The sequence below is a fragment of the Clostridium oceanicum genome, assembly GCF_039521385.1.
Classification (GTDB): Bacteria; Bacillota; Clostridia; order Clostridiales; family Clostridiaceae; genus Clostridium_F; species Clostridium_F oceanicum.
The window spans coordinates 653,485-674,504 of sequence record NZ_BAAACG010000008.1 but is presented as its reverse complement, the minus strand read 5'-3'; the positions used below and the strand labels follow the sequence as shown (position 1 = coordinate 674,504).

The 21,020-nt window shown below is 26.5% G+C and carries 14 protein-coding genes; 10 read left to right on the top strand and 4 right to left on the bottom strand.

The window, feature by feature from the left end; translation table 11 throughout:
* Positions 1-49: 49 nt before the first annotated feature.
* Complete coding sequence (locus ABDZ71_RS09175; RefSeq protein ID WP_343760966.1) at positions 50-3,121, bottom strand: vitamin B12-dependent ribonucleotide reductase; 3,072 nt, start codon at positions 3,119-3,121, stop codon at positions 50-52.
* Between the two features lie 580 nt (positions 3,122-3,701).
* Between ABDZ71_RS09175 and ABDZ71_RS09170 the strand changes: the two genes are divergently transcribed.
* From ABDZ71_RS09170 to ABDZ71_RS09160, 3 genes are all read left to right on the top strand, one after another.
* Positions 3,702-5,051, top strand: a complete 1,350-nt coding sequence (locus ABDZ71_RS09170) for an APC family permease (RefSeq protein WP_343760965.1) — start codon at positions 3,702-3,704, stop codon at positions 5,049-5,051.
* Positions 5,052-5,300: 249 nt separating this feature from the next.
* Entirely contained in the window at positions 5,301-5,807 is a 507-nt protein-coding gene (locus ABDZ71_RS09165; RefSeq protein ID WP_343760963.1) for a gamma carbonic anhydrase family protein, read from the top strand.
* A 159-nt stretch (positions 5,808-5,966) separates the two neighbouring features.
* Positions 5,967-6,800 (top strand): ComEC/Rec2 family competence protein, encoded by an 834-nt coding sequence (locus tag ABDZ71_RS09160; RefSeq protein WP_343760962.1) that lies wholly within the window; start codon positions 5,967-5,969, stop codon positions 6,798-6,800.
* Between the two features lie 213 nt (positions 6,801-7,013).
* On the opposite strand, the gene ABDZ71_RS09155 is transcribed toward ABDZ71_RS09160, so the two are convergent.
* Complete coding sequence (locus tag ABDZ71_RS09155) at positions 7,014-9,638, bottom strand: calcium-transporting P-type ATPase, PMR1-type (RefSeq protein WP_343760961.1); 2,625 nt, start codon at positions 9,636-9,638, stop codon at positions 7,014-7,016.
* Between the two features lie 283 nt (positions 9,639-9,921).
* Between ABDZ71_RS09155 and ABDZ71_RS09150 the strand changes: the two genes are divergently transcribed.
* Positions 9,922-10,512, top strand: coding sequence for a type II toxin-antitoxin system PemK/MazF family toxin (locus ABDZ71_RS09150; protein WP_343760959.1), 591 nt, complete (start codon positions 9,922-9,924; stop codon positions 10,510-10,512).
* Between the two features lie 439 nt (positions 10,513-10,951).
* Positions 10,952-11,377, top strand: a complete 426-nt coding sequence (locus tag ABDZ71_RS09145; RefSeq protein WP_343760957.1) for a YaaR family protein — start codon at positions 10,952-10,954, stop codon at positions 11,375-11,377.
* Positions 11,378-11,428: 51 nt separating this feature from the next.
* Here the strand turns inward: ABDZ71_RS09145 and ABDZ71_RS09140 are convergent, their stop codons facing one another.
* Positions 11,429-13,363: an NAD(+) synthase gene (locus tag ABDZ71_RS09140; RefSeq protein WP_343760954.1), complete on the bottom strand. Its 1,935-nt coding sequence runs from the start codon at positions 13,361-13,363 to the stop codon at positions 11,429-11,431.
* A 568-nt stretch (positions 13,364-13,931) separates the two neighbouring features.
* Between ABDZ71_RS09140 and ABDZ71_RS09135 the strand changes: the two genes are divergently transcribed.
* The 5 genes from ABDZ71_RS09135 to ABDZ71_RS09115 all read left to right on the top strand — a co-directional run bounded on the left by ABDZ71_RS09135 (position 13,932) and on the right by ABDZ71_RS09115 (position 18,793).
* Entirely contained in the window at positions 13,932-14,396 is a 465-nt protein-coding gene (locus tag ABDZ71_RS09135) for an NfeD family protein (RefSeq protein WP_343760952.1), read from the top strand.
* A gap of 5 nt (positions 14,397-14,401) precedes the next feature.
* Positions 14,402-15,346 carry an SPFH domain-containing protein gene (locus ABDZ71_RS09130; RefSeq protein WP_343760950.1) on the top strand — a complete coding sequence of 315 codons (945 nt, stop codon included), beginning with the start codon at positions 14,402-14,404 and terminating at the stop codon, positions 15,344-15,346.
* A gap of 123 nt (positions 15,347-15,469) precedes the next feature.
* The gene (locus tag ABDZ71_RS09125) at positions 15,470-16,381 is read left to right on the top strand and encodes an alpha/beta hydrolase (RefSeq protein ID WP_343760948.1); all 912 of its coding nucleotides are present in this window, start codon (positions 15,470-15,472) and stop codon (positions 16,379-16,381) included.
* A gap of 249 nt (positions 16,382-16,630) precedes the next feature.
* Positions 16,631-17,143 carry a DUF8052 family protein gene (locus ABDZ71_RS09120; RefSeq protein WP_343760946.1) on the top strand — a complete coding sequence of 171 codons (513 nt, stop codon included), beginning with the start codon at positions 16,631-16,633 and terminating at the stop codon, positions 17,141-17,143.
* Between the two features lie 12 nt (positions 17,144-17,155).
* Entirely contained in the window at positions 17,156-18,793 is a 1,638-nt protein-coding gene (locus ABDZ71_RS09115) for a carbon starvation CstA family protein (protein WP_343760944.1), read from the top strand.
* A gap of 655 nt (positions 18,794-19,448) precedes the next feature.
* Here ABDZ71_RS09115 and ABDZ71_RS09110 read toward each other — a convergent pair.
* On the bottom strand, positions 19,449-21,020 hold the full coding sequence (locus ABDZ71_RS09110) for an ABC transporter permease/substrate-binding protein (protein ID WP_343760942.1): 1,572 nt from the start codon (positions 21,018-21,020) through the stop codon (positions 19,449-19,451).

Sequence of the window (21,020 nt, the reverse complement as noted above, 5' to 3'; positions counted from 1 at the left end):
ATACCTTTAAGAATAATTTCTTAAAGGTATTTTTATAAGATTTTAAATTTTAGCTACAGCCAGTAGTAGAGCCACAGTCCATACAAACTTTGCATGTTCCGTTTTTAACCATATTGTTTCCTGAACAAAAAGGACAACTTTCTCCGTAAAGTTTTTCTCCATTACTAGAGGGGTTTAAATTTTTAGAGTAGTCTTTAAGTTGTTCTTTATTATGAGTAGTATTAATTTTATTATTATAAGTTTTTGAGTTTAAATCATTTTTATTATAACCTTTAGGTTTAATTTGACATCTAGAAAAGTCACCTAATTCTATATCAATTATTTTACTTACAAGATCAGATATAGAAGAAACATGTTTTATATAAGGGTGTTTTTGTACAAATCCATGAGGTTCATAATTTTGTCCTCTTAACATCTTTGATATATTAAAAGGAGGTACATGGTATTGGAGCATAACTGATAGAGTTTTTGATAGAGAATTTAAAAGGCCTGTTATTGTGGTTCCTTCTCTGTCAGTAGTTATATATATTTCGCATATTTCATTATCTTCGTTTCTATTTACAGTTGTATATATTTTTACGTCTTCTATTTGAGCTGGGTGTGTAGTGCCATTTCTAATTCCTATAGGTTTATCTCTGTGAGATTTGCAATTTTTATTTGAATCTTTTGCTATTTTTAGTAGTTCTTTATAAGATAAATCTTCTAAGTTAAATGATTTACTATCTGAAAGTGTAGTATTTAAAGGTTGACTAGCTTTGCAGCCGTCTCTATATAAAGTTATCCCTTTTATACCTAATTTCCAAGATTTTAAAGTTACATATTTAAAATTATCAATAGTTGCGTTATTAGGTAAATTTACTGTTTTAGATATAGCGCCAGATATTAAAGGGGTAATAGATGCTACCATCAAAACGTGACCCATTGGAGCAATGTACCTTTTACCAGAGCCACACTTGTTTGCAGTGTCAAATATTTTTAAATGCTTTTCTTTAATATGAGGAGCATCTTCTATTTTACCATCTATTATTTTTTCATAAGAATACCCATTTTCTTCAATTGATTCTTTTCTTAAAACATAATTTAGAATATCTTTTATTTGAGAACTAGAATAACCTAAATTTTCTAATGATAATTTTATAACTGGATTTACCATAGTTAAATGTCCACCACCAGCCAATTTTTTATAGACTATATGGCTGAAAAAAGGTTCTATAGAAGTAGAGCCGCAATCCATAGCAAAAGAAATAGTTCCTGTAGGGGCAATTACTGAAACTTGAGCATTTCTATAACCATATTGATAGCCATATTCTAAAGCATTATTCCAGGATTTTTTTAGTTTAGAAGAAATATAATCTAAGTTTTCTTTTTTTAGTAAATCATGGTCTATTTTTAAAGGAGTGTAATTTAACCCTTCGAAACTTTCTTTAAGTTCATCTTGTGATAGCTTAGATGAAAGCTTAGAATTATTTTTAAAGTATTTTAATGAATCAGAAACCCTAGCATGATTTCTTATAACTTTTAACATATATTTTTTGTTAATATCATATTTTGAAAAGGTACCAATTTCTTTTGCCATTAAAGAGGATACAAAGTAAGAATGACCTGTTAAAATTCCAATTAAAGAAGATGCTATAGTCCTCCCTTCATGAGAATCATAAGGGTATCCCATTACCATAAGTAAAGAAGCAAGATTTGATATTCCTAAACCGGTTGTTCTAAATAAATGAGTTTTTCTAGCTATGTCTTCAGTAGGAAATTGTCCCCAATTAATAGAGGATTCTAATACTAATTGTATTAACCCTATGGAATGGATGTATCCTTCTACATCAAATATTTTATTTTTTACATCATAAAATTTAAACACATTCATAGAAGCCAAGTTGCAGGATGAATCATCAAGGAATGCATATTCTCCACAAGGATTTGTGGAATTTATTCTATTATGTTTTTCTCCCAAAAGGCCATCTTCACCAGCAGGACAAGTGTGCCAAGCATTAAATGTATCAGAAAATTGAGGCGCTGGGTCAGCACATTTAAATGCAGATTCATTAAAGCTTTCCCATATATCAGATACATTTACAATCTTATCTACAGAAGAATCTACTCTTCCTTTTAATCTTATAGTTTCATCAGGTTTTTGATGTAGAGTTTCAACTTTTTTCATAAATTCATCAGAGAATTGAATTGAATTATTTGCATTTTGTCCTGATACAGTTTCGTAGGCTTCACCTTCAAAATCCGTACTATAGCCCATTTTACCTAAAGCTCTAACTTTATCTTCTTCTTTGGATTTCCATGTTATAAAATCTAAAATTTCAGGGTGATCTACATCTAAGCAAACCATTTTTGCAGCACGCCTTGTAGTTCCACCAGATTTTATTGCTCCAGCGTTTCTATCTAAAGCTTTTAGAAAACTCATGAGCCCAGAAGATTCGCCACCGCCAGATAGTTTTTCACCAATAGCCCTTATAGATGAATAGTTACTACCAGTACCGGAACCACCTTTAAATAATTTTGTTTCGGTTATAAATTGTTCAGAAATTGAATGAGAACCTAGTAGCTTATCTTTTATTGAAACTATGAAACATGCAGAAGCTTGAGTTCTTGTATAGGTATCGCTACTTTCCACAATTTTATTTAGATTTTTATCAAAATAGTATAAGCCTTGCTTATTGCCTTTTATTCCATAAGAGAGAGCAAGACCTGTATTAAACCATTGTGGTGAATTAGGTGCAAACATTTGATTTAAAAGAATATACATAACTTCATCGTAGAAAATTTTTTCTTCTTCTTTAGTAGTTATTAAATTTTCATCTATTAATGATTTAGTCCAAAAGTTAACCATTCTGTGAGCTACCATCTTAAGGCTAGTTTCATATCCGTATTTGGTAGGTACTCCTGCTTTTCTAAAATATTTAGAAGCTATAATATCACAAGCAGTTTGAGAATAGCTAGATGGGAACTCTAAATTTTTCATATAGACTAAAGTTTTATTTGTTTTAAAATCTTTCATTAGTACATCAACTTTTTTCCATTTAAATAGGTCATATACATTTTTGTTAGGATTGTTTTCAAGAGATTTAGTATAATATCTCTTAAATAAATTTTTAACATTAATCACATTTATTCCTCCCGAGCTGATAATTAGATATCACAACATATAGTGCGTGTTTAATAAAAGTATACCATATATTGTGGTGATAAGAAATATATAAATAATAATATTATGTTAAAAATAATAATTATTATTTAATAAAGGGGAGTGATAATCTTATATATGCATTGATATGGTATATATATTCAAGAAAAGATTTATTAGTTTGAAAAATGATGAATAAAAATATTTTATAAATTCATATACAAAATTTCTTTCAAATTCAATATATGTAAAATTAAGGTATGAGAGTAGATGCTATCCTATGATATGGTATAGAATACTCAATAATGCTGTTATATATATTTAAAAATAATACTAATAAGGTAATTTTTAATGTAAATAAAAAACATTTATATAGATATAAATAAAACAAAAAAATGAAAAACATAATATATATAATTCTATATTCTTAATATTCTGAAAAATATATATGAATGAAAAACCTACAAATACAGTATGACAAACATTGACAAAATAATAACATCATGTTAAATTACATATATAGACAAAAAATGATAACGTTCAAATGAAAGGAATGGATATTATGGAAAATAATCCACATCTGAAGAAACAAATAGGACTTTTTGCTGCTACTTTTATAGTTGCCGGTAATATGATAGGAGCAGGTATTTTTATGTTACCAGCAAGTTTAGCTCAAGTAGCAGGTCCCGGATCTACAATGATTGCTTGGATTATAACAGGATTAGGCACTATGTTTTTAGCTTTATCTTGTGCTAAACTAGGAACTAGAATACCAAAAACAGGAGGTCCTTATGAATATGCCAAATTAGCTTTTGGAGATTTTATAGGATTTACTAATGCGTGGCTTTATTGGACAGCCTCTTGGATTTCCAATGCCGCTATTATAACCGCCATAGGAAGTTATTCAGCATCTCTAATACCAGCGTTAAAAACTAATGGATTATACGCATTTCTATATACTTCAGCCATATTATGGATATTTACAATATTAAATATAAGAGGAGTAAAAGAAGCAGCTACATTTGAAACTGCTATAACTATATTTAAATTAATATTATTTATATTGTTTATTGGGGTGGCAGCTTATTATTTTAATCCTAAATTTATAACTCCAATGTTTCCAAAAGGGAAAGGAATGAATACGGTTCCTTTAGCTGCAGCTATAACTTTATGGGCTTTTTCAGGATTTGAATCTTCTGCAGTTGCTGCAGGTGAATTAAAAAATCCAGAGAAAAACATAAAAAGAAGTACAATTTTAGGACTATTAATAGCAATAGGTTTTTATTGTGTTTTAAGTTTTGTTGCTATGGGAGCCTTACCACAAAATATTTTAGCTAAAAGTAATTCACCAATGAGTGATATTTTAGCAGTAAATCTTGGAAGTGGAGTTGTAAAAATATTTTTAGTAAGTGTAGTAATTACTATATTTGGAACTATAGTAGGATGGATAATGCTAACTGCACGTATGGCTTATGCTGTAGGTAAAGACGGATTATTTCCATCAGTTCTTGCAAAAGTACATCCTAAGTATGGTACTCCTTATGCAGCTCTTATAATTAATGGTATACTAACTAATTTAGTATTACTTATGAATTATACAGGATCTATGGTATCAGCATATAATTTTATGATACTTTTATCAGCTTTGGCTTATTTGCCTGTATATGCAACAATGAGTGCAGCTGATATAATGCTTCTTGTAAAAAGAGAAAAGAAATTTACTCTTTGGAGTTTTATAAAAAATTCTATAGTACCTTTAATAGGACTTACATATGCTATATGGGCTATATATGGATCAGGAGCAGAAACAGTATTATATGGATTCTTAATGATATTACTAGGAGTTCCTTTTTACTTGTTTATGAAATTAAAAGATGAAAAAGGTATAGCCGCAATAAGAGAATTTGATTAGTACTTACTTTAATTAATAATAAAAAGCTGATAATTTAAACTTAGATAGTTTAGAATATCAGCTTTTTTTATTATTAAGTAAATTATAAATTTTTTTAAATAATATATCCTGTTGTTCTTTATAGTTATTAATGTAATAATTATAACTATTGTTTCAAAACATAATATATATTAATATTATGGTGTAAAATATAATTAATTTAATAATATTTTCTTTAACTATAAGATAAATTTAAGGAGAGAAGCAATAGTGATTTATAAATTTAAAGGTAAAAAACCTAATATTCATGAAAAAGCTTTTGTAGCACAAAGTGCAGATTTGATTGGAAATGTTATTTTAGAAGAAGATAGTAATGTATGGTTTGGAGCAGTTTTAAGAGCAGATGTAAATTCTATTTATATAGGTAAAGGTTCTAATATTCAAGATAATTCTGTTGTTCATGTAGATGATGAGAAAAAAACTAATGTGGAAATAGGAAATTATGTTACAGTAGGACATGGTGTTATTTTACATGGATGTAAAATAGATGATTTTTCTTTAATAGGAATGGGAACTACTATATTAAATGGTGCAGAAATAGGAAGCTTTACTATAATTGGAGCAAATAGTCTTGTAACATCTAATAAAAAGATACCATCAGGAGTATTATGTATGGGATCTCCTGCAAAAGTTATAAGAAAACTTACGGAAAAAGAAATTGAACATATAAAGAAAGCTTCTAGAGAATATATAAAATTAAGTAAAGAATTAGAATAGCTTATATAAAGAAAATAAAATTGAATACTTATCATTAAAGAATCAGAGAGGTTTTTGTACTGGTTCTTTTTGTTATTTATAAGATTATAAATTTTTTTAGTGAATTATTTATTATAAAAATAATATTATTGCAGAAAATAACATAATAAGGAGGAATATATGAAATTTAAACCTATTAATTGGATTATATGTGCAATAAGTATTATTTTGATTATAAGCATTCTTAATACTATTGATACAAGTAATATGAATGCTTTTACAAATAGTAATGGTATAGAAGTTAATTTTTTAGATGTAGGTCAAAGTGATTGTACATTGATAAAATCTAATGATAAAAATTATATGATAGATAGTGGCAGAGAAGAGTATTCTGATAAAATAATAAATTATACTCAATTAAGTAGAGTAAAAAAAATAGATGAATTTATATTAACTCATTATCATGATGATCATTATGGAGGATTAGAAGAGTTATTAAAGAACAATAAAATAAAAAAGATATTATTACCAGATTATGATAGTAAAGAAAAAAATAAAGTATTAAGTATTATTAAAAAATATAATGTAGAAATAAAATTTATTAAAAGAGGATGGAAAGAAAAGTCGAAAAAAATATATTTAGAGGCAATAGGTCCTTTAAAAAAATATGATAATGAAAATGATAATTCCATTGTTTTATATGGAAAGATAGATTCTGTAAGATATATCTTTTCTGGTGATTGTGAAAAAAGAGCTGAGAAAGACATGATAAATAATAAAGTTTTAAAAAAATGTGATATATTAAAAGTGCCCCATCATGGACTTAATACTAGTACGACTGAAGAATTTTTAAAGATAACAAAGCCTAAAATAGCTATAATTAATTGTGATGGAATATATACACCGCAAAATAAGGTTATAGATAGATTAAAAAATAAAGGGGTTAATATAATACAAACTAGTGAATGTGGAGATATAGTTATAAAGAATAGAAAGATTAAGTTTATAAAATAATTTTATAATTAACTTTTTATAGAATATAAAATACAATTAAAACAGTGCTGAGGTTTCCATAGGTTTAAATGAAAAACTGATATATTGAAGTTTGATATTATTTCAATATATCAGTTTTTTATTTGAAAATGTTTTACTTAAGAAATTATATATTAACATTTCTTACTTATGTTTAGTAATTTTTTTAAGAATATAAGATTTAATTTTTTAGTTTTAATTATTTTTGTTTTTTAATCTTAAAAAGAACTTAACTATTTCATTTAATATTAGAGGAATTATAGATAGAATAGCTACAAATATCCAATCATTAGAAGTTAAATCAAAGGCTTTAAATATAGAGGATAGGAAAGGTACTGTAACTACTACATTTTGAAGAAAAATTCCAAATAATATTGAAGCAATTAAATATTTATTTGTAAATAAGCCTACTTGAAAAATTGACTTAGTTGTATTTCGCATATTTAGTGAATGAAATAATTGGGATATACTAAGAACTACAAAGGCCATGGTTTGAGCGTGTATTATAGAATCTGAGTATCTTATTCTAGCAGTTTCAAATGCTATAAGTGTTAAAGCACCGATTAATAATCCATTTAATATTATTGATATACCAGAGTTACCAGCAAATAGGTTTTCTTTAGGATTTCTAGGCTTTTCCTTCATAACGTCTGGATCTCCAGGATCTATTCCAAGAGAAAGAGCAGGAAGGCTATCAGTTATTAAATTAACCCATAAAAGATGTATAGGTCTTAAAGGTGCAGGCCATCCAAGGAGTATTCCTATAAACAATGCTAATAATTCACCCATGTTACAAGATAATAAAAATACTATTGATTTTTTTATATTATTGAATATATTTCTTCCTTCTTCTATTGCAGATACGATAGTAGAAAAATTATCATCTGTTAAAACCATATCAGATGCACCTTTAGCTACATCTGTTCCGGTTATTCCCATAGCAACACCGATATCTGCAGCTTTTAAAGAAGGGGCGTCATTTACTCCATCACCAGTCATGGAGACTATATTTCCTTTTTTCTTTAATGCTTTAACTATTTTTACTTTATGCTCTGGAGAAACTCTAGCAAATACTTTTAAAGTATCTATTTTGTTAGAGAGTTCTTCATCAGACATCTCATCTATTTCATATCCAAATATAGCTTCAGATTCATCTTCAGCTATTCCTAAATTTTTTGCTATAGCTAAAGCAGTAATTTTATGATCACCCGTTATCATTATAGGTTTAATACTAGATTGTTTACATTGTTCTATAGATTTTTTTACAGATTCTCTAGGAGGATCTATCATTCCAACTAGACCTATAAAGGTTAAATCTTTTTCTAAAGAATCTTTATGGATTTTATCAGAGTCTAAAGTTTTAAAAGCAGAGCCTAATACTCTAAGAGCATCTTCAGACATAGAACTTGCGTATTTTAGTATGTTTTCCTTTATTTCTTTTGTAAAAGGAACTATTTTTCCGTCTATATAAATATTAGAACAAATATTTATTAGGTTATCAGTAGCTCCTTTTGTCATTACATAGTATTTAGAATCATATTTGTTTACTGTAGTCATAAGTTTTCTGTCAGATTCAAAAGGGATTTCAAATATTCTTTTATGAGCATTTTCTAACTCAGATTTGTCTAGAGCGTTATTAAATCCTACTTCTACTAAAGCTATTTCAGTTGGATCACCGGTACTGTTATCTTTAGAATAGGTTGAGTCATTACATAATACTATATTTTCTAATAATAGTTTATGAGCAGAATCTTGCAAATTTATTTTATCTATATCTTGGAGTTTATTATTTACTAAAAATCTAGTTACTGTCATTTTATTTTGGGTTAAAGTACCTGTTTTATCTGAACATATTATATTTACTGCACCTAAAGTTTCAACGGCAGGAAGCTTTCTTATTATAGCATTTTCTTTAATCATCTTTTGAACTCCCATAGCTAAAACAATAGTTACAATAGCAGGAAGACCTTCAGGAATAGCAGCTACTGCAAGACTTATTGATGTTAAAAACATTTCTAACAGATTTCTTTTTTGTATTAATGCTACTAAAAACATTAATGCGCAAATTATTAGGGTAGCTATTCCAAGTAATTTACCTAATTCATTTAATTTTTTTTGTAGGGGAGTAAGTTCTTTTCCTTCTTTTTCTAACATAGAAGCTATTTTACCTATTTCTGTATCCATTCCTGTAGCAACAGCAATTCCAATACCTCTTCCATAAGTAGATAAAGTAGACATAAAAGCCATATTTTTTTGATCCCCTAGTGCTGTTTTTTTATCTTGTGTGATTAAATCACTGTTTTTTTCAATAGGAACAGATTCTCCTGTTAAAGCAGATTCTTCTATTTTTAGGTTAGCTGTTTCTACAAGTCTTAAATCACAAGGAATATATCTTCCTGCATCAATTAGTACTATATCACCAGGAACTACTTCTTCTGAAGGTATTTCAATAATTTTACCATCTCTTTTAACTAAAGCTTTAGGAGTAGATAACTGTTTTAAAGCGTCTAGAGCTTTTTCAGCTTTAAATTCTTGAATTACTCCTATTACTGCATTTAATATTAATACAATTCCTATTATGATAGCATCGCTTATTTCTCCAAGAAGTCCAGAAACTATGGCTGCTCCAAGAAGTATGTATATTAAAATGTCATTTAGTTGCTCTATAAATAGTTTTATTATAGATTTTTTTTCAGCGGATTTAAGGGTGTTATAACCATATTTTTCTCTACGATTTTCTACTTCTTTTAATGTTAGCCCTGTTTCTAAGTTTGTATTTAATTTTTCAAAGATTTGTTCAGAAGTTTTATTAAACCACATATGTTTCACCTCGATACTATTATTAGTAATTTTTAAAATATTTATATATTATTTGATACTAATTTATAAAATATATGAGTTTTAAAAAAATTTTTAATTATAAATAAGTAGGACAATAAATGTAGTATTACCTTATATATTAAATTTATTTTATGTTGCATAAAAAACGGCGTAATTCATAATATTATAAAGAGGGGTGGCAATTATAAATACTTATAATGGTATAAAAATTTTATTTCTTTTTCAAATTTTGGTATTATAGATATTATAGGGGGAAAGTGTGATGAAGAACTTAAATGAAATGAACAATGAGGAATTAGGAAAATACATATATGATACAAACAGGCAGATACATAAATTATTAGATGAATACAAAAATAAAATTAATATAAGAATAGATGGAAATAACAAAAAGAAAACGCTAAAACAAAAGTCATATGGTATAGGAAAGTTATATAAATATGTTGAGTGGGTAAATAATGGTATAGAAATGAATGATAATGTTAAGAATAGAATAAGAATAGTTCCTAAAAGAGGAGAAGTGTGGACTTGCGAATTAGGTCAAAATATAGGTTCAGAAGAAAACAAAATTAGACCAGTTATAGTAATACAAAATAATACAGGAAATCAAAATGCCCCTACAACAATTGTGGTTCCTATATCTAATAGGCCTAAAAAAATAGCAGTACATATTTCTATAAGAAATGGTGACTTTCATCTTGTGGAAGGAGAAAAAATGGAGATAACCGGTACAGTTTTAGCAGAACAAATAAGAGTAGTTTCTAAAGCAAGATTAGGAAGGCATGTAGCTACCCTTAACAATAAATTTATGAAACTTTTGGATTCTAAGATAAAAATTTCGCTAGATTTGTAGTTTAAAGAGGTTTTATATAGAAAAAAATAAGGAAATATTAATTTTTTTTTAAAATTATGTTGTATAAGTATAATATTAATGATATAATTACAATTGTTTGAGAAACATACCTAGCAGAGGTTAGGAGATTATATCTCATATATCCTTTCTAATTTTGAATAACATACTCGGCATAGGTCGGGAGATTATATAACATAGTAGGAGACTGATAGGATCAGTCTTTTATTTATTTTTTGTATTATTAAGTAATATTAAATAATTCCATGAATTTAAATCAATGGAGGTTACATATTTATTAAATTAATCTTGCCTTTTTAAAAATTCGTCAAAATATTTTAATTTTTATAATATTTATCACTTAACATATAATATTTTTTAAAGATTTTATTTTTATTATAGATTATAATAGTAGAGGTAGTATTATATAAGGAGTGGTTTTTTGGAAATAAAAAGAGTAGGGAATAATTCACCAATACATTCTGAGAATATTAGAACTGTAGATACTAAAAAAGATTTTTCTCAAAGTTTTAATTTTGCTAGACAACAAAAATCAGAACAAGAACTTAAGGAAATGTTAGATAGTATAAAGAAAAAAGGAAATAGATTAGTTATAACTAAATGTTATGCTGATGTTAAAGCATATAAAAAGATGATAAAAGAATATTTGCAATCTGTTTTAGAGCATATGTATAAAGTAAAGAAGGATATAAGCTTTTGGCAGACTCAATACTTTATAACTATAGAAACAATAGATGAAAAACTAGAAGAACTTACTCAAGCATTATTAAATTCAGAAAAAGATAATATAGATGTAGCAAAAACTATAGATGATATTACAGGCCTTGTAGTTGATATATATAAGTAAGATCATATATTTACATATATGATCTTACTTTGTTTATAAAAATAATAAATTTTAATCTAAATAACTTTTCCATAAATTAAAGCTAGCGTCAGAAGGCATTCTAAAATCTCCTCTAGGGGATAAACTTATAGTTCCTACCTTTGGACCATCAGGCATAGCAGATCTTTTAAATTGTTGAGAGAAAAATCTTTTTACAAAGTATTTGAACCATTTTTCTATAGTTTCGCTAGTATAACAATCTTTAAAGGCTACCTTAGCTAACTGTATTATTTTATCAGGATTAGATCCTTGTCTTATGAAATAATATAAGAAGAAATCATGTAATTCATAAGGACCAACTATATCTTCAGTTTTTTGAGCTATTTTACCTTCTTTATCTTTAGGTAAAAGTTCTGGACTTACAGGTGTATCTAGAATATCCATAAGAATATCAGTAACTTTTTTAGAAACTTGTGTTGATGCAACGTAATTAACTAAGTATCTAACTAAAGTTTTAGGAATTGATGAGTTTACGCTATACATTGACATATGGTCTCCATTATATGTACACCAACCTAATGCTAATTCTGATAAATCACCAGTTCCTATAACAAGACCACCTTCTTTATTTGCTATATCCATAAGTATTTGAGTTCGTTCTCTTGCTTGAACATTTTCATAAGTAACATCATGAATTTTAGCATCGTGACTTATATCTTTAAAATGTTGTAGACAAGCATCTACTATGTTTATTTCTCGTAAATCTGTACCTAGGTTTTTACAAAGATTTACTGCATTATTATAAGTTCTATCTGTAGTTCCAAAGCCTGGCATAGTAATTGTTGTTATGTTTTTTCTAGGTATATCTAACATATCGAAAGTTTTAGAAGCTATAAGTAATGCTAAAGTTGAATCAAGTCCACCGGAAATTCCTATAACAGCTTTTTTTATTCCAGTATGAGTTAGACGTTTTGCTAAAGCTGATGTTTGAATATTAAATATTTCTTTACAACGGTCTTCTCTTTCAGATTCATTAGAAGGAACAAAAGGATGTTTGCTAACAAATCTATTAAAATTATCATTTTCTATATTATTATTAGAAAATTTAAAGTCTATTTCTAAAGATTCAAAAGGGGTAGCTTTAATATTATCTCTAAAACTAATATTTCTAAGTCTTTCATTATTTAATTTATCTACATCTATAATATGATCAATTACTTCATTTTCTCTTTGAAATCTATTATTTTCTTTTAATATAGATCCATTTTCAGATATTAGTAGATGACCACTAAAAACTAAATCTGTAGAAGATTCATATACACCAGAAGAAGCATATATATATGAAGACATACATCTTGCACTTTGAGAAGAAATTAAGCTTCTTCTATAATCTGCTTTGCTAACAATTTCATTAGAGGCAGATAAATTGCATATGATATTAGCTCCCATAAGAGAAAGATAGCTGCTAGGAGGAATTGTAACCCATAAATCTTCACATATTTCAAAAGCAAATTTAAATATCCCACTTTTAAATATCAAATTAGTTCCAAAAGGTATGTTTTCTTGAAATGGAAGATTAATTTTTTTATTAATTATTCCTATACCTTCAGAAAACCATCTTTTTTCATAGAATTCTGTGTAATTTGGAAGATAACTTTTTGGTACTATTCCTAAAACTTTCCCATTAAATATAACAAAAGCACAATTGTATAAAGAACTATTATATGTAAGTGGAGCTCCTACAGAAATTAATATGTCTTTATTTATAGAATAATCACATATTGATTTTATACCTTCAATAGATTTCTCTATTAGTAAATTTTGATTAAATAATTCTCCACAAGTATATGAAGTTATACATAATTCAGGAAAAACTATAGCTTTTGATTTATTATTTATAGCTTTATCTATGCATATTTTTATATTTTTTAAATTAAAATCTATGTCTGCAATGTTAGTTAAAGGACATGCAGCAGATACTCTTATATAATATTGGTTGCTTTCCATTAAATTTTCCTCCATTTTAAATTAGTTGTTTATTTTAACAATATTATTATCATGTATTAGAAATTTATTGTCAATAAATATAGTTATATGTAGTTGCACAATATAATTGTATATAGTTTAAAATACATTAAGAAAAAATTTCATTAATTAATAAAAATATCTATTTTATTAATGTTATCTTAAGATTATTTACAGTTTAAATAAAGTCTATAGATTTATAATAAAAATATATTAGATTAAATAAATATAGTTATTATAAAAAAGAGAAAAGCTTTTAGTAAAATAATTTCGATTTAAATTTTCTTTAGGCATATAAAAATAAATAATAAGTCAAAGATGCGACGGATATTTTGTGAAATACAATGACTTGAGTTCTGCTAATAGCTCTGCTATTAGTAGGTTTCAAGGAAGAAGTAGTTCACAAAATAAACTAACATACTGACTAGTTATTTATTTGAATACGACTTAATATATACTAAAAACTATATTCAATTATATTAATAGTGTATAATTGTAGTAATATAATGACAGATAACTAATAATAATATTTAAAGGTGAGGAGTTATAGATGGAAAATGGATTAGATTTACTTGTTAAAAATCCTATTTATATTAATATCTTTTGGATTGTAATAGGTACAATAGCATTAATAGTCGATTTACAAACTAGTTCGTTTATGTTTATATGGTTTACTATAGGAGCTATAATTGCTTTGATAGCTCAAGTGTTAGGTTTATCTTTTATAACTCAGTGTATATTATTTGCTATTGTTAGTATAGTTTTGCTTATAGTAGGATATCCTTTAGTAAAAAAATTGATACTAAATAATGTAGAAAATATAGAAGTTACAGAAAAAAAGTATATAGGTAAAATTTTTACAATAGACAAAGATGTGGATGAAAAAGAGTATATAAAATTTAGAGGAATCTATTGGTATGTAAATAATAAGGGGGAGATGATAAAGAAGGGGGATAAAGTTAAAATTATAGATGTAAAAAGGAACAGGCTTATAATAGAAAAAGTTAAGGAGTGATATAAATGAATATAATTTTAATAGTTTTATTTGTACTAATTATAGTTAGTTTAATATTTTCCATAAAAATAGTAAATACAGGATATGTTTATGTAATTGAGAGGCTTGGTAAATATCATAGAACTTTAGAAGCAGGATGGCATTTTATAATACCTTTTGTTGATTTTGTTAGAAAGAAAATATCTAAAAAACAACAAATATTAGATATTGAACCACAGGGTGTTATTACAGAGGATAATGTTAATATATCAATAGATAATGTTATATTTTATAGAATAATGAATTCTAAAGATGCAACTTATAATATAGAAGATTATAAATCAGGTATAGTGTATTCAACTATAACTAATATGAGAAATATAGTGGGTAATATGTCTTTAGATGAAGTATTATCTGGTAGAGATAGAATTAATGCTAAATTACTTGAACAAATAGATGAGATAACAGATGATTACGGAATAAAAATATTATCTGTAGAAATAAAAAATATAAATCCACCAAGAGAAATACAAGATGCTATGGAAAAACAAATGAAAGCAGAAAGAGATAAGAGAGCTGCAATACTTCAAGCTGAGGGAGAAAAACAATCTCAAATTGCAAGAGCAGAAGGACAAAAACAATCTAAAATATTACAAGCTGAAGCGGAAAAAGAAGCTAATATAAGAAGAGCAGAAGGACTTAGAGAATCTCAACTTTTAGAAGCAGAAGGTAAAGCTAAGGCTATAGAAAAAATAGCAGAAGCAGATTCTAAAGCTATAGATAAAGTTAATAGATCTATAATAGAATCTGGTACTGATGAAACAGTAATAGCTTTAAAACAAGTAGAAGCATTAAAAGAAATGGCAAATAATCCTGCAAATAAGCTTATATTACCTAATGAAACTTTATCATCTTTAGGAAGTATAGCAGCTATAGGAGATTTATTAAAAAAAGATAAAAAAGAAAAATAATTTTAATTTATTGTTAAAATAAAGCATTTGTTAATATAATTTGATTTTTGTTTTAATGTTAATAATATATTTTATGTACCTGAGGCATTATTGCTTCAGGTATTTTGCTTGGAGGTAAAGACTGTGTTTAGTGTTGTTTTTATTTTTATTATAATTGTAATAATTTGTGGTTATATTGGTTTTAAATTTTCTAATATAGTATTATATCCTAATACTAGAACTATAAAAGAAACATATGATAAAGAAGTTCAGTGTGGAAGAATAATTGAAAAAGATTTTAATAATTTAAAAAAAGAGGAAATAAAAATAAAGTCCCCCTATGGATATGAGTTATATGGATTATATATTCCAGCAAAAGAAAAATCTTTTAAGACAATAATAATATGTCATGGTATTAAATGTACATTATATAACTCTGTTAAGTATATGGATTTATTTATTAATAGAGGTTTTAATATATTATTATATGAACATAGAAATCATGGGAGAAGTGGAGGAACTAATACTACTTTTGGATATTATGAAAAGCATGATTTAAAAGCTTGGACAGATTGGATTTATGAAAAAAATGGAGAAGATTCTATTGTAGGTACTTTTGGAGAATCAATGGGAGCATCTATTGTGCTTCAAAATTTAGATATAGATAAAAGAGTTAAATTCTGTATAGAAGACTGTGGATATTCTGATATGGAAGAAATATTAAAGGTAAGATTAAAGGAAGATCTTAAACTTCCTGTATTTCCTTTTTTAATTTTAGCTAGGATAGTTAGTAAAATAAGAACAGGTATTAGTTTTAAAGAAGTATCTCCTATAAATAGTGTTAAGAATTCAAAGGTTCCTATACTTTTTATACATGGTAAAAAAGATGGATATGTTCCTAGTAGTATGGCTGTAGATATGTATAACAAAAAAAGTAAGGGGATAAGGAAGATATATATGCCTATTAATGCTGATCATGCACAATCTTATAGCAAAAATAGACATGAATATGATAAAGTAGTAAAAGAATTTTTAGAAGATATATACTTATATTAAAGATTATATGTGGATATAATACAATATTTAACAATTTATAATAATAATTGTTAAAAAAATATGAACTAAAAATTAATACTAGTAAAATGTTTAATTCAAAACCTTAAAAAATAATAAAATTAATAATAAATTAGCTTTAAATTTAATATTGTATTAAATTTAAAGCTAATTTATTATTAAAATGATTTTACAGAAAATTGACTAAATTTTTTCTCGGTGTTATTATAGAGAAAACAGGGGGTATATAAAATGATGAATCCAGAAGATTACATTGAAAAAGTAGAGAATTCTTATAAAACACATTTTCAAATTAAAAAAGATTTAAATTTTTCTAGAGAAAACTTAGATTTATTTGCTAAATGTAAAATTGTTAATATAAGAAGTATGATTACAGAAAAAGACATAATAGATTCTTTTGAAACTAATGAATATTGTTTTGTTAAAGATGTTGAATCTGTTTCAGAAGAATTTTTGCAAAGGTTTTCTAATATGCTTGTAAAAGCAGAGGATGAATATGTTGTACCTCACAAAGATCATAAAAGTTCTTATATAACTGGAATTATAGTTTCTAAAACTCCCGTAGATGAAAAAATGAAGAATTATGTTAAAAAGTTTAAATTTGCTAAAGCTTATAAATTTTATTGGTACGGGTGGTGTGACATCCGTTTAGTGCTAGTAGACCTAGCAAATGAGCAAGTTGTAACTAATAAAGCAGGTAAAATTGTTAGAAAAGTGTATCAAAAACACTTTAATAAAAATTAAGGAGGGGTTGTTTTGAACTCATTAGTCTTACTTTTAACAGGTATTATTTTATTTTTTATAGCTTACCTAACTTATGGCAGATGGTTAGCCAAACACTGGGGTGTAGATGTTAATAAAAAAACTCCAGCACATACAAAGTTTGACAACGTGGATTATTGTCCAGCAGATGCTAAGGTATTACTTGGTCATCACTTTTCATCGATAGCAGGGGCAGGACCTATAGCAGGACCAATACAAGCAGCTATATTTGGTTGGGTGCCTGTAATGCTTTGGATCTTAATTGGTAGTATATTTATAGGAGGAGTTCATGATTTTGGATCATTATTTGCATCTATAAGACATGGAGGAAATTCTATAGGTGAAATTATTCATGCTAATATAGGACAAAAGGGTAAAAAATTATTTAATGTTTTTGCATGGGTTACTTTAGTTTTAGTTGTTGCTGCATTTACGGATATATGTGCTTCCACATTTGCTTTTGATCCTTCAAAACCAAACGTATTAGTAGGAGCTCAAGCAGGAACTGCATCAATACTTTTTATATTACTTGCTATGGTTTTTGGATTTCTTGTATATAGAAGAAATGCACCTTTAAGTATAGCTACAGTATTTGGCGTTGCTTTACTTTTCTTATGTATATACTTAGGATATACATTCCCAGTATTAAAATTAAGTAAACTTCAATGGCAAATAATATTATTAATATATATCACAGTAGCATCTACTATGCCAGTGTGGTTATTATTACAGCCTAGAGATTATTTATGTTCATTCTTACTTTATGCAATGCTTATAGGATCATTTATAGGTATATTAGTACTTCATCCTACAATGAAGTTAGCTCCAGTAACATCTTTTAATGTTAAAGGGCAAACCTTATTCCCATTCTTATTTGTTACTGTTGCTTGCGGTGCTGTATCAGGTTTCCATTCACTTGTAAGTTCAGGAACTTCATCTAAACAATTAAACTCTGAAAAAGATGCTCAATTAATAGGATATGGTTCAATGCTTATAGAAGGTATAGTTGCTATTATAGCATTAATTTCTGTTGGATATGTAATGAAAGCAGAAGGAACACCAGCGGCTATATTTGCTAGTGGAACAGCAACTTTTATGAATAGTTTTGGATTACCACTTGAAGTTGGTAAAGTATTTGTAATATTGTCTTTCTCAGCATTTGCTTTAACAAGTTTAGATACTGCAACTAGAATAGGAAGATATATATTCCAAGAGTTCTTTGAAGTAAAAGAAGATGGAACAAGATCTCCACTTGCTAATATGTATGTATCTACAATAATTACAGTGTTATGTTCACTTGGATTGATATTATATGGATACAAGAAAATATGGCCAATATTTGGATCAGCAAACCAATTATTAGCAGGACTTGCATTATTGTCATTAACAGCATGGCTTGCAAGAAGAGGAAAGAAGACAATAATGATAGTAATACCAATGGTATTTATGTTTGCAGTTACTCTTTCAGCATTATTCTTAATTATAAAATCTTATCTATTTGGAGCAAAACCAAATTATATATTAGGAGTAATGGCCATAATTTTATTCATCCTTGCATTAGTTCTTATTGGTGAAGCTTATAAAACATTAAAAGGATTAGGAAAAGATGGTAACAAAAGTATAAAAGCTTAAAATAATAAATAAGCAGTTTCAAATAAATTTTGAAACTGCTTATTATTTATTTAAATGTATTTAAATATAGTATTAATGTTAAACTTATACTTATTGAAATATTTATTTATATATTTAGTTATTTATATATAGCTAGATTTTAAAATTTAAATTTTAAATTAAAATATTTTTTATGAATTTTTATGAAATAGTATGCTTTTTATTAAAATACACAAATAGAGGCATTTTAATTAGTATTATTTATTTTAGTTATTATTATATTTTATGGTAAGTTAGGAAATAAAAATAGTAATAATAAGTTATACAAAGGTTAAAATAATAGTGTAGAAAAATTAATGATTTAAGATTAAATGTTTATTAAAATCAAAGCATTCTTAATGATAATAATATTTTCTCATTGTAGATTCATATTATATTAGAGGAGTATGTTAAGATTTTAATCTAGCGGATAGTTAAAAATAAAATGTTAACTAGATGAAGCTTATTATTATGTTTAATCTAATTATTAATATTTTTTACAAATTCTATATATAGAACAATGACAGGTGCAGATCACACCTGTCCATTTATTTTTACAATTAAGTTATAAATAAGTTGTAGATATCTTATTGCAAAAATTTTTCATATAATATAAATAAATATAAAGTTTATATATTTATTTAATTAAATTTTTAGATTTTAAAAATTCTTTTGCAACATTTTCAGGAGTTTGATTTAATTTATCTACTTTGTAATTCATTTCTATCATTTCTTCATTTGAAATATTATTACCTAATTTATTTAAAAGTTCTTTTAATTCAGGGTGTTTTTTTAGAGTATCGTTTCTTATTATAGGAGCAGCATAATAAGGTGGAAACAATTTTTTATCATCTTCTAATACTTTTAAATTAAATGCTTTTAAAAGTCCTTCTGTAGAAAAAGCATTTGTAACATCTATTTTTCTATTATTTAAAGAGGCATATCTTAAACCACCATCAATAGCCTTAACACTTTTAAATTTAATATTATATATAGACTCAAGTCCTTTTAATCCATCTTTTCTCCCTGTAAACTCCATGTTACATCCTAAATCTAAGTTTTCACTAATTTTAGCTAACTGAGATATAGTATTAAGATTATATTTTTTAGCAGTATCTTGTCTTACTGCCATAGCATAAGTATTGTTAAAACCTAAAGGTTTAAGCCAAGAAATATCAAAAGTTTTGTTATAATAATCTTTTACAAGGTTATAAACTTTATCTGGATCACTTATAGTAGTTTTTTTCATTATACTTATGAGACCAGTACCTGTATATTCTGGATATATATCAAGTTCTCCGGATTTTAATGCAGTAAAGGCTACTTTTGTTCCACCAAGATTTAATTTTTTTTCTACTTTTATATTTGTATTACTTTCTATGAGAAGAGCAAACATATTACCTAAAACTAATTGTTCATTATAGTTTTTAGATCCTATAACTATAGTATCTTTTTTTGTAGCAAAATATCCTATAGTACCACCTATTATACATATTGTTAGAATACTAGCTACTATTTTAGGCGTTTTACTAGGGTTGAATATTGTGTGCCTTTTTCGTTTTATGTTACTACCATTAGTTTTTATTCCAGTAGGAATTACAGAGTTTTCTATTTTACCTATAATAAAGTCCATAAGTAAAGCTAAGATACAAGCAGGAATAGCTCCAGCTAAAATCATATTATTATCAACAGTTTGTACCCCTGTAAAAACTAAATATCCAAGTCCACCAGCGCCTATAAATGCAGCAATAGTCATAAGACCAACAGCTGTAACAGCTGAAATTCTGATACCGGCCATTATTATAGGTAAGGCCAGAGGAATTTGTACTATTTTTAAAATTTGATTGTTAGTCATTCCCATTCCTTTAGCAGCTTCTACTATATCTGGATTTATATTGTTAAGAGCAGTATAGGTATTTTTTAATATAGGAAGAAGAGCATATATAACTACCATAACTATAGATGGTTTACTGCCTATTCCTAAAAATGGTATCAAAAACCCTAATAAAGCAAGACTAGGTACTGCCTGAGCAATGTTTGCTAATCCTATTATAGGGCTACTTAAACTTTTCTTTTTAAATATTATTATTCCAAGAGGGACACCTATAAGCACAGCTATTAAAATGGCAATTATAGAAAGTTGTATATGCTGAAATGTTAGTTTTAATATTTGATCTTTTCTTTCAGAGATAAATTGAAAAAAATTCAT